This window comes from Nonomuraea sp. NPDC005730, from assembly GCF_040630865.1.
Classification (GTDB): Bacteria; Actinomycetota; Actinomycetes; order Streptosporangiales; family Streptosporangiaceae; genus Nonomuraea.
In genome coordinates this window covers 1-10,832 of the sequence record NZ_JBEXYK010000006.1, presented here as the reverse complement: position 1 = coordinate 10,832, position 10,832 = coordinate 1, and the positions used below count along the sequence as shown (strand labels likewise).

Annotated in this window: 9 protein-coding genes; 7 read left to right on the top strand and 2 right to left on the bottom strand. The window is 71.9% G+C overall.

Translation table 11 applies throughout. The features are described 5' to 3' along the window. Positions 1 to 64: 64 nt before the first annotated feature. The 6 genes from ABZ444_RS11150 (at position 65) to ABZ444_RS11125 (ending at position 7,791) form a co-directional block, all read left to right on the top strand. Positions 65 to 1,540 (top strand): hypothetical protein, encoded by a 1,476-nt coding sequence (locus ABZ444_RS11150; protein ID WP_357994799.1) that lies wholly within the window; start codon positions 65 to 67, stop codon positions 1,538 to 1,540. After that, positions 1,540 to 3,258 (top strand): serine/threonine-protein kinase, encoded by a 1,719-nt coding sequence (locus ABZ444_RS11145; RefSeq protein ID WP_357994955.1) that lies wholly within the window; start codon positions 1,540 to 1,542, stop codon positions 3,256 to 3,258. The genes ABZ444_RS11150 and ABZ444_RS11145 overlap by 1 nt, the downstream gene beginning before the upstream one ends. 70 nt (positions 3,259 to 3,328) lie before the next feature. Next, on the top strand, positions 3,329 to 3,985 hold the full coding sequence (locus ABZ444_RS11140; protein WP_125630960.1) for a response regulator transcription factor: 657 nt from the start codon (positions 3,329 to 3,331) through the stop codon (positions 3,983 to 3,985). Positions 3,986 to 4,055: 70 nt separating this feature from the next. Next, on the top strand, positions 4,056 to 6,119 hold the full coding sequence (locus tag ABZ444_RS11135) for a DUF6421 family protein (RefSeq protein WP_357994798.1): 2,064 nt from the start codon (positions 4,056 to 4,058) through the stop codon (positions 6,117 to 6,119). Continuing rightward, on the top strand, positions 6,116 to 6,745 hold the full coding sequence (locus tag ABZ444_RS11130) for an SDR family NAD(P)-dependent oxidoreductase (protein WP_357994797.1): 630 nt from the start codon (positions 6,116 to 6,118) through the stop codon (positions 6,743 to 6,745). The genes ABZ444_RS11135 and ABZ444_RS11130 overlap by 4 nt, the downstream gene beginning before the upstream one ends. Next, entirely contained in the window at positions 6,742 to 7,791 is a 1,050-nt protein-coding gene (locus tag ABZ444_RS11125; protein ID WP_357994796.1) for a low specificity L-threonine aldolase, read from the top strand. Before ABZ444_RS11130 ends, ABZ444_RS11125 begins: the two co-directional genes overlap by 4 nt. A gap of 7 nt (positions 7,792 to 7,798) precedes the next feature. On the opposite strand, the gene ABZ444_RS11120 is transcribed toward ABZ444_RS11125, so the two are convergent. Together ABZ444_RS11120 and ABZ444_RS11115 are read right to left on the bottom strand one after the other, a co-directional pair. Then, a complete protein-coding gene (locus ABZ444_RS11120; protein WP_357994795.1) occupies positions 7,799 to 9,220 on the bottom strand; it encodes an NAD(P)/FAD-dependent oxidoreductase in 1,422 nt (473 codons plus the stop codon). A gap of 58 nt (positions 9,221 to 9,278) precedes the next feature. After that, complete coding sequence (locus tag ABZ444_RS11115) at positions 9,279 to 9,920, bottom strand: DUF305 domain-containing protein (RefSeq protein WP_357994794.1); 642 nt, start codon at positions 9,918 to 9,920, stop codon at positions 9,279 to 9,281. A gap of 120 nt (positions 9,921 to 10,040) precedes the next feature. Here ABZ444_RS11115 and ABZ444_RS11110 point away from each other — a divergent pair, with 120 nt between their 5' ends. Beyond that, the gene (locus tag ABZ444_RS11110; RefSeq protein WP_357994793.1) at positions 10,041 to 10,742 is read left to right on the top strand and encodes a DUF3105 domain-containing protein; all 702 of its coding nucleotides are present in this window, start codon (positions 10,041 to 10,043) and stop codon (positions 10,740 to 10,742) included. Positions 10,743 to 10,832 lie beyond the last annotated feature (90 nt).

The window sequence follows — 10,832 nt, the reverse complement described above, 5'->3', positions numbered from 1 at the left end:
TATCGATCTATTGACTTACGGCATCTGATTGGGAACCTGGACCTATTCAGTGTTTGGAGCCAAGATGGCGCGCATCACAGCTCTGGCGGGCAGCGTGGCGGCGGCGCTCGTGCTGCTCGCGATCCCCGCGGCTCTCCCCGCCGCCGCCCACAACCATCCCAGCGGCATCACCGACCTGGTGACGCCGGCCGTGGTGCGGGTGGAGGCGGTGTCCCATGTGGAGATCACCCTGCTCGACCACATCGGCGAGCTCAAACACGTGGAGCGCTCCTACGACATCCCGTTCGCGTCGGGCACGGGGACCGTCGTCAACCCCGAGGGCGACGTCGTCACGCTCAGGCGCAACGCCGTCAACCCGAACGACGTCGCCGTCTACGCCGCCAACAAGATCTTCGCCGAGCACCACAAGGTCAAGATCCCGCTCGACTACCAGAAGCACAAGCTCAAGGACGACCTGCTCGACCACCACCTGCAGGAGTGCTACCCGCCCAAGACCAGCACCGCCACCTGCATCATCGACGTGACCACCGATATCACGGTGTTCACCAACGTCTCGCCGCCCGGCCAGGGCCTGAAGTACAAGTGCATCAAGGCCGGCAAGACCCCCGACACCCCCGCCGTGCTGATCCCGCTCACGCCCGCCGCCGGCAGCGTCGGCATGCCGACCGCGCCGCTCGCCGACAAGGTGCCCGAGCAGGAGGGCTCGCCGACCAACGTGGCCGGCTTCCTCGGCCGGCCGGGGCCCGGCGTCCAGGAGACCGTGCAGATCGCCCACCTGGCCAAGGGCGGCCAGGCCGGCGTGTCCGGCAGGCCGTTCGCCGACCCGGAGAAGAAGGTGGACGAGCCGGTCAAGCTGGGCGCGCTGGTCGACCAGGGCCTGGCCGGGGCGCCGGTGATCGGCGACAAGGACGGGCACATCATCGGCATGCTCATCGGCGGCGGCAAGTCGGCCGCCATGCTGGGCGTCAGGGAGATCACCGCCACCCTGGCCGCGGCCAAGGTCGCGGCGCGCAGGGGCGCGATCGACACCGCCTTCGAGGCCGCGCTGACCCGCTACCACACCAAGTACTACACCGAGGCGGCGCCGGGCTTCCAGCGCGTGCTGGAGCTCTATCCCGGCAACGTGGTGGCCGCCACGCTGCTCAAGACGTCGCTGGCCAAGCGCGGCGGGCCCGAGGACCAGGGCACCAAGCAGGCGGCGGCGCCCCCGTCGCGCTCCACGCCGCTGTGGCCGTTCCTGGTGGCGGCCGGGCTGCTGCTCATCGCCGGCGCGGGGTTGGTGTTCCTGCTGTGGCGGCGGCGGGCGCCGGAGAGACCGATCGAGCTGCCCGAGCCGCTGGCCGCGGGCCCGCCGTTCGACGAGGGCGCCAGCCAGACCGTCGTCGTGCGCCGCTCGCAGCCGTTCCAGGCGGTCCCGCAGCAGCAGCAGGTGATGACCGCCCCCGACTCGCCGCCGGTCAAGTACTGCACCTCGTGCGGCATGAGGCTCGGCCCGGCCCATCGTTTCTGCGGCTACTGCGGCCATCCCATCGAGACGTGATGCAATTGAACGACAGATCGCTCATCGGCCAGGAGGTGGCCGGGTACTACATCGAGGACATCGTCGGCAAGGGCGGCATGGCCGTCGTCTACCTGGCGCTCGACCCCCGGCTCAGCCGCCGCGTGGCGTTGAAGATCCTCAACCCGGTGCTCTCGGTGGACGACAGGTTCCGCCAGCGCTTCATCCTGGAGTCCAGGACGGTCGCCAGCATCGAGCACCCCAACATCATCCCGATCTACGAGGCCAACGCCGACGCCGACGGCGTGCTGTACATCGCCATGCGCTACGTGGACGGCCTCGACCTGCGCAGGCTGATCTACGACCGGGGCCCGCTGCCGATCGCCCAGGCCAACCAGATCTTCGCCCAGACGGCCGCCGCGCTCGACGCCGCGCACGCCCACGACCTGATCCACCGCGACGTGAAACCGGCCAACATCCTGCTGGCCGGCGACCACGTCTACCTGACCGACTTCGGCATCACCAAGCACCGCTCGTCGATCTCCGGCCTGACCCAGACCGACCAGTTCATCGGCACGCCCCGGTACATGTCGCCCGAGCAGATCAACAAGGAGCACATCGACGGCCGGTGCGACCAGTACGCGCTGGCCTGCGTGGTCTACGAGGCGCTGAGCGCGCGGCTGCCGTTCCAGCGGGAGAACGACATCGCGCTGCTGTGGGCGCACCTGGCCGAGGAGCCCGTGCCGCTGTCGCAGCTCCGTCCCGAGCTGCCGCCGCAGGTGGACGTCGTGATGGCGCGCGCGCTGGCCAAGGCGCCCGAGCAGCGGTACGCCACCTGCGCCGAGTTCGTGACCGCGCTGCGCGACGCGATCAGCGGCCAGGAGGCCGAGCCGGGCGGCCGGCACCCCTCGGGGCCCCATCCGGTCCCGCACGCCGTCCCCCGTACCGGCCCGCACGCGGCGCCGGTCCCGGGAGCGGCGGCGGGCCCGCTGACCGGCCCCCGTACGGGGCCTCAGGCCGTCCCTCGGACCGGTCCGCAGCAGAGCCCGTACGCGGTGCCCGGGACGGGCCCGCACGGCCTGGGACAGCCCTCGGGGCCGCACGAGGCCCATTCCCGGCGCGCGGCCCCCACCCATCCCACCGCCCCGGCCAGGCGTCCGGGGCGGCTGCCGATCGTGGCGGTCACGCTGGTGGCCGCCGTGGCCGCGCTGGCGCTGGTCGCGATGATCATCTTCAACCACCGCGGCGACACCTGGTCCCGGTACGCCGCCAGCGCCGCCGCGCCGCTGGCCTTCGAGTACCCCGGCGACTGGGCGGCGCGCACCCACCAGGACCTGTTCGCCGTGGCCTCGCCGCACGCCACCGAGTTCGAGTCGCTGTTCGTGGCCGGTCCGGGCGCCGACTGGTCGGCGATCTCCCAGATCGTCGCCGACGACCCCGACAGCGCCGTGGGCGTGTACGTCCAGGTCTCCGACACCCTCGACGCGGGCGGCGACTCCGAGCAGATGAAGAGCAAGATGGACAATCTGCTGCCCGGTCAGGTGGACCTGGGCAAGCCGGTCCAGGACCAGGCGGGCAGCAGCCCGGCCACCCGCTTCGACGGCGCGCTGCACGACCCGGCCAGTGGCACCCGGCTCGGATTCGTCAGCTACGTCATCGACCGTCAGCCCAAGACCATGCTCGTGATGTACTTCTGCGCCAAGAACACCTGCGACGACGCCGTCCAGACGCGCATCAGGCAGAGCGTGCGCCCTTCGTAGACTTGTAACTGACTTGTGCCCGGCTTGACCTGGGTGTCCAAGCCGGGCATCGGCCGTCTACCCTCCGCCTGTGGGCATACGAATCGTCATCGCCGACGACCAGGCGATGGTCAGGGCCGGGTTGCGCATGGTCGTCGAGAGCGACCCCGGCATGGAGGTCGTCGGCGAGGCCGGCGACGGACGCGAGGCCATCGCGGTGGCCCGCCGCACGAGACCCGACATCGTCCTCATGGACATCTCCATGCCCCGGCTCGACGGGCTCGCCGCGGCCAAAGAGCTGCTGGACACACCCTCGCCGCCCAAGGTCATCACGCTGACGACGTTCGACACCGACGAGAACCTCTACGCCGCGCTGCGCGCCGGCACCAGCGGGTTCCTGCTCAAGGTGTCGCCGCCCGAGCAGCTGCTGGAGGCGATCAGGGTGGTGCACGCCGGCGACGCGCTGCTCGACCCGGCCGTGACCAGCCGGGTCATCGCCACGTTCGCCGGGCGCGCCGACCCGACGCCCTCGCCGATGCTGGCCGAGCTGACGCCGCGCGAGCTGGAGGTGCTGCGGCTGCTGGCCAGAGGGCTGACGAACGCCGAGATCGCCAGAGACCTGTACGTCGGCGAGGCCACCGTCAAGACGCACGTGGCCAGGGTGCTGATGAAACTGTGCCTGCGGGACCGGGCCCAGGCGGTCGTGTTCGCCTACGAATCCGGCGTCGTGCGCCCTGGTGCGGCCTGAGGTTTGACGGACAGGGGGGTACGTATGTGTATATTTTCCGTGAGAAGGCGGTAGTAACAGGAGATATTTCATGCCATCGTTCCCCCGAGTGCTGTTCGACGAGGCCCACAGCGAGTCGTGGACCATCCGCCGCGAGGTCGCCGAGACCATCAACCCCGCCCATCCCGACGACAACAGCTACGCGCGCGCGGCCGCCGCGCTGCGCCATCTGGGGCACGACGTGCTCGCCCACACCGAGGGCGCTCTCACGGCCGAGGCCCTGGCCGGCCAGGACGTCCTGGTGATCGCCCACCCGTCCGGCGACCGGTGGGAGCGCACCACCGGCCACGGCAGCCCCGTCTTCGCCGCCGGCGAGCTGGACGCCGTCGAGTCGTTCGTGGCCGAGGGCGGCGGGCTCGTGGTGCTGGCCGAGGAGGAGCAGGACAAGTACGGCAACAACGTCGCCGAACTGCTCGCCCGCTTCGGCGTCGGCGTCGGTCACACGACCGTCCGCGACCCGAGGAACGCCCACCGCGAGGTCGCCACCTGGGTGCTCGCCGAGCGTGCCACGGGTGACGGCGTGCTGGCCGGCGTCCAGCGGGCCTGCTTCTACCGATCCGGCGTCCTGACCGCCCCCGAGGAGGCGACGGTCCTGTTCGCCACCTCGGCCACCGCCGACCCGGCGGGCGCGCCGCTGGCCGTCGCCCTGCGGCACGGCAAGGGCCGGGTCGTCGTGTTCGCCGACTCCGACCTGTTCGGCGACGACTCGATCGAGGACTACGACCACCGCGGGCTCTGGGGCAACGTGATCACCTGGGCCGCCCGCGTCCCCGGCGGCGACGAGGCCGCCGGATCCCGGGACGAGGCCAAGGCCGCCCTGTTCGCCCGGCTCAAGGAGGCCGTGGAGGAGCTGCGCCCGCTGCAGGTCAAGGACGGCTCGGTGCCGGAGGAGAAGGAGCGGGCCAAGGCGCTGGTCGCCGAGATCGGCCGCCGCGTGGGCGAGATCTCGCCGTACTTCCCTCATGACGCCGCGTACCTCCAGGCCGTCCAGGACGACCTGGCCGCCTGGGCCGAGCAGGACCTCGGCGTGCCCGACTTCCTGCGCGCCCTCGACCTCTTCCACCCCGACACCCAGCGCGTGGACGGCCTGGAGCACGTCGTGGTGTTCCCCATGTACACCCAGAACGGCAACCTCAACCGCAACCTCGAAGCCGTCTGGATCCGGACCATCTGGCCCGACTGGCTGGCCGCGCTGGAGGCGGGCGGCTACGACAACCCGATGTTCGTGCCGATCGCGTTCGAGGACTTCACCTCCGGCTACGACACCCACTCGGCCGTGCTGTTCCCCGAGACGGTCGCGGTGCGCCAGGCGCCGGCCCGCTTCACCTGGGGCGGCATCTTCGCCGACCGCGAGTCCGCCCGGTTCCGCCGGGTCTCGGCGGCGGCCGCCGCCACGCTCCGGCTCGACCTGCCGCCGGACGCCGCCCGCCTGCTGGACTCCCAGCAGCTCGCCCAGGACACGTTCGTGTTGTGGGACCTGATCCACGACCGCACGCACAGCCACGGCGACCTGCCGTTCGACCCGTTCATGATCAAGCAGCGGATGCCGTACTGGCTGTACTCGCTGGAGGAGCTGCGCTGCGACCTGACGGCGTTCGGCGAGGCCGTGGAGCTGGAGGGCAAGGGCGTGCCGCACGCCCGGTACGTCCAGCTCGCGATCCTGTTCGACCGGCTGTTCAGGTTCCCGGTCACCGGTGACCGGGTGCGCAACTACGACGGGCTCGGCGGCCAGCTGCTCTTCGCGTACCTGCACCGCAACGACATCATCCGCTGGACCGACAACCGGCTCACGATCGACTGGGAGCGGGTCGCGGGCGGCGTGGCCGACCTGCGGGGCGAGGTCGAGAAGTTGTACCGCGACAGCATCGACCGGTCCAAGCTGGCGCACTGGCTGGCCGCGCACGAGCTGGTCGGCGCGTACGTGCCGCCGGCCCCCGGCTCGGTGTGGGCCAAGGGCGTCCAGGCCCTGCCCGAGGAGCAGAAGGCCAAGGTGGACGCGGTGCTGCCGGACGAGTTCCCGCTCAGCATGTTCTACGAGGCGCTGCGCCGTAAGCTGACAGACGTGGTCGAGTCGACTAAGGGGATCCGCGCATGATCATCCTGGTGACCGGGGCCGGCGGCCCCACGGGTGAAGCCGTTTCCGAGCACTTCCGCAAGCAGGGGCACACCGTGATCGGGGTCGACAAGGACGACGTCGACCTGCTCGACCGCGCGGCCGTCCAGGACCTCGCGGCCCGGATCGACGCCGAGCACGGCCGGGTCGACGGCGTGGTCCACCTGGTCGGCGGCTGGCGCGGCTCGCGCACGTTCGCCGACACCCGCCTGGAGGACTGGGACGCCCTGCACGACCTGCTGATCCGCACGCTCCAGCACGTGTCGCTGGCCTTCGAGCCGCTGCTGCGCAAGAGCGACAACGGCCGGTTCGTGATCATCTCCGCCAAGGCCGCCCAGACTCCCACGGCGGGCGGCGCGGCCTACGCGGCGGCCAAGGCGGCCTCGGAGGCGTGGACGCTCTCCCTGGCCGACGCGCTGTCCGGCACCGACGCGGCAGCGGTCATACTGGTGGTGAAGGCCCTGGTCAACGACGCGATGCGGGCCGCGAAGCCGGAGGCGAGATTCCCCGGCTTCACCGACGTCGGCGACCTGGCGGAGGCGATCGCCGGCCTCTACGACCGCCCCGCCGCAGACATCAACGGCACCCGATTGGACCTCACTTCTTGATCCCCCGGCACGACCCCCAGCTCAAGGCGTTCGCCAGCGACAACTACGCCGGCGTGCACCCGGAGATCCTCCAGGCCATCGTCCAGGCCAACGGCGGTCACCAGATCGCCTACGGCGACGACGTCTACACCGAGGCGCTGCAGCAGGTCTTCCAGCGGCACTTCGGCGACGGGGCGCGGGCCTGGCCGGTCTTCAACGGCACGGCGGCCAACGTGGTCTCGCTGCGCGCGATGACCGCCCACTGGGAGGCGGTCATCTGCGCCGAGAGCGCCCACATCCACACCGACGAGGGCGGCGCCCCCGAGGTGGCGGGCGGCATCAAGCTGCTCACCGTGCCCACGCCCGACGGCAAGCTCACCCCCGAGCTGATCGACCGCCAGGCGTGGGGCTTCGGCGACGTGCACCGGGCCCAGCCCAAGGTGGTGTCCATCTCCAACACCACCGAGTGGGGCACCGTCTACACGCCTGAAGAGATCGCCGCGATCTGCGCCCACGCGCACGAGCTCGGCCTGCTCGTCCACCTCGACGGCTCGCGGCTGACCAACGCCGCCGCCGCGCTCGACGTGCCGCTGCGGGCCCTGACCACCGACGCGGGCGTGGACGTGCTCTCCTTCGGCGGCACCAAGATCGGCCTGCTGTACGGCGAGGCCGTCGTGGTGCTCAACCCGTCGGCGGCCACCGGCGTCGACTACATCCGCAAGACGTTCATGCAGCTGTCGTCCAAGATGCGGTTCGTCTCGGCGCAGTTCGAGGCACTGCTCTCGGGCGACCTGTGGCTGCGCAACGCGCGGCAGGCCAACGCCATGGGGCGGCGGCTGGCCGAGGCCGTGGGGCGCATCCCGGGCGTCACGCTGCCCCGGCCCGTGGAGGCCAACGCGGTCTTCGCGATCCTGCCGGCGGACGTGACCGAGCGGCTGCAGAAGCGCTTCCGCTTCTACACCTGGAACGAGGCGACCGGCGAGGTGCGCTGGATGTGCGCCTTCGACACCACCGAGGCGGACGTCGACGCGTTCGCGGCGGCGGTCGCCGAGGAGATGCGGGCCTGACCGGCGGTCAGGAGGCGTGCCGCTCCGCCTGCGTGGCCAGGCGGGCGGCCTGCCAGCCGCCCATCCCGTGCACGCCGGGCCCCGGCGGCGTCGAGGACGAGCAGAGGAACACCCCCGGCAACGGGGTGCGCCACGGCGCAGGCGACCAGACCGGCCGCCGCACCAACTGGACGAGGTCGTTGAGCCCTCCGCCGATGTCGCCGCCGACCAGGTTGGGGTTGACCGCCTCCAGGGCGGCGGGGCCGGTCGCGTGCCTGGCCAGCACCCGGTCGCGGAAGCCGGGCGCGTACCGCTCGATCTGGCCCTCGACGGCGTCCGTCATGTCCGCCGCCGACCCGTTGGGGACGTGGCAGTAGGCCCACAACGTGTGCCCGCCCCTGGTCGGATCGGCCGCGTACGGCTGCACGACCAGCACGTACGGGCGGGGCGAGTGCCGTCCGGCGGCGACCTCCGCCTCGGCGAGCGCGATCTCCTCCAGCGTCCCGCCGAGGTGCACGGTCCCGGCCCGCGCGACCTCCGGGTCACGCCAGGGCACCGGGCCGTCGAGCGCCCAGTCCAGCTTGAAGACGCCGGGCCCGTACCGGTAGCGGCGCAGGCCGCGGCGGTAACCGGCGGGCAGGTCGGCCATCGCGAGGAACTGCCGGGGCGTCACGTCGAGCACCACCGTCCGGGCGTCGAGCTCGTCGAGCCGTTCGACCCGGTGGCCGGTCACCGCCTCGCCGCCCAGCGACCGCAGCTCGGCCACCAGCGCGTCGGCCAGCACCTGCGAGCCGCCGCGCACCACCGGCCAGCCCACCAGATGGGCCAGCGCCCCGAGCACCAGCCCGTAGCCGGCGCTGACGGGGGAGCGCAGGTCGAGCATGGAGTGCGCGGCCAGCCCGGCCAGCAGCGCCCGCCCCTCCACGGTGCGCAGCGCCCCCCGGCCGAACGTCGTGGCCGGCAACACGGCCGCGGCCCCGAACCCGGCCGCCCGCGCGAGCGTGCGTGGCCCGGCCCGCCACGGACCGAGCGGGCTGAGCAGCAGCTCCATGAGCGGGAACCCGGCCCGCGCCGCCGCGCCCGCGGTCGCCTGCCAGACCCGGCCGTCCCTGCCGAGCCCTTCGGCCGTACGGGCCGCGTCGCGGTGCAGCAGCACGGCCGGACGGTCGTCGAGCGGATGGGCCGCGGCCACCGGGGGATGGGCGAACTCGACCCCCTTGAGGCCGAGCGCCCGGAACGCCGGCGAGGCCAGCGCCATCGCCATCACGGTGGCGCCCAGGTCGTGCACCCGGCCGGGCAGCGTCAGCTCGCCGGAGCGCAGCCCGCCGCCGAACCGGTCGGCCGCCTCCAGCAGCAGCACCTCGCGCCCGGCGCGGGCCAGCATGACGGCGGCGATCAGCCCGTTGGGGCCCGACCCCACGACGACCGTCTCAGCCCCTGCGGTGATCATGGCGCCCGCCCTTCCGCACTCCGCGGTCCCAGACTCTCACGCCGCCCCGCGCGGGGGCTCAGGAGGCCAGGATCGACGGGTACGGCTGCGCGCCCCGCAGCTTGAGCAGGTCGGTCATCAGCTTGATCTCACCGCTCTGCCCCTGGACGATCTTCTGGGCCATGCCGGCCACCTCGTCCCGCTTGGACAGCTTGAGCAGCCCCTCGGCCATCTCCACGCCGCCCTCGTGGTGGCGGATCATGAGCTGCAGGAACAGCACCTCGGCCTGGACGCCCTGCAGCTCCTTGAGCTTGGCCAGCTCCTGCGGCGAGGCCATGCCGGGCATCGCGCCCGGCGCCGTGCCCGGCGCCGCGGGCGTGGCCCCGTGGCCGTGGCCCGCCATCCAGGCCATCGGCCGCTGGTCGGTCGCCTGGCCGAGACCCCACTGCTGCAACCAGCCCTGGAACATGCCGCGCTGGTTGGACTGCGTGGTGATGATGTCGAAGGCGAGGTTCCTGATCTCCTTGGCCGGGCTCTTGTCCCGGATGACGAACGCCATCTCCACGGCCTGCGCGTGATGCGTGGCCATGTCGCGGGCGAACCCGGCTTCGGGCGAGGAGTCGCCGGGCGTGGAGTTCCGGCCGAACAGCAGGAACGCCGCGGCGAGGAGCACCAGCACGGCGCAGACGATCAGAACGGGTTTTCTGGCGGGCTTTTCCATGGCCTGTCCAGCGTACCCATCCCTGCGCAAGCTGTGATCCGACGCTTATGCGCCTCTTATTCTCCGCATACGCCGGTAGGGCATAGGGTGACCGGAGTCAGGTACGCCGATGGAGGGACGATGACGAAGGAGAAGGCGCAGGCGAGGCGCGAGCATCTGCAGAAGATGCGGGCCGAGCAGCAGCGCAAACAACGCCGCGCCGCACTGCTCATGTGGGGGACGGGCGGTCTCATCGTCGTGCTCCTCGTCGGCGTGGTCGGCTTCTACCTGGTCAACCAGGCGCGCGCGACCTCGCTCGACGCGGTGGCCAACTACAAGTACGAGGCCGGCCAGCACGTCGCCAAGACGGTCACCTACAAGGAGACCCCGCCGGTCGGCGGCGAGCACAACAACTACTGGCAGCAGTGCGCGGTCTACGACAAGCCGATCCACAACGAGCACGCGGTGCACTCGCTGGAGCACGGCGCGGTCTGGATCACCTACCGCCCCGACCTGCCCAAGGCGCAGATCGACGCGCTGAAGGAAGTGGCGACCTCCACGGGTCAGCAGGACTACATGCTGGTCAGCCCCTACCCGGGCCTGCCGGCGCCGGTCGTCGCCTCGACGTGGGGCCACCAGCTCAAGCTCCAGGACCCGTCCGACCCCAAGCTCACGGCCTTCATCAAGAAGTACCAGAACGGCCGTGACACCCCCGAGCCGGGCGCCGTGTGCGGCGGTTCGGACGCGATCACCACCACGTCCGACCAGGCCCCGCTGCCGCCCGCGCCGACGGGCAACACTCCGATGGAGACGCTGGCGCCCTCGCCCGGCCAGTCCAAGTAACACCCCTTCGCGAGACGTCGAGGGCCCGGCTCCGGCCGGGCCCACGACAGGAGGTGAGGGGGGGGGGGCGGGGGGAGCGGCGGCACCGCC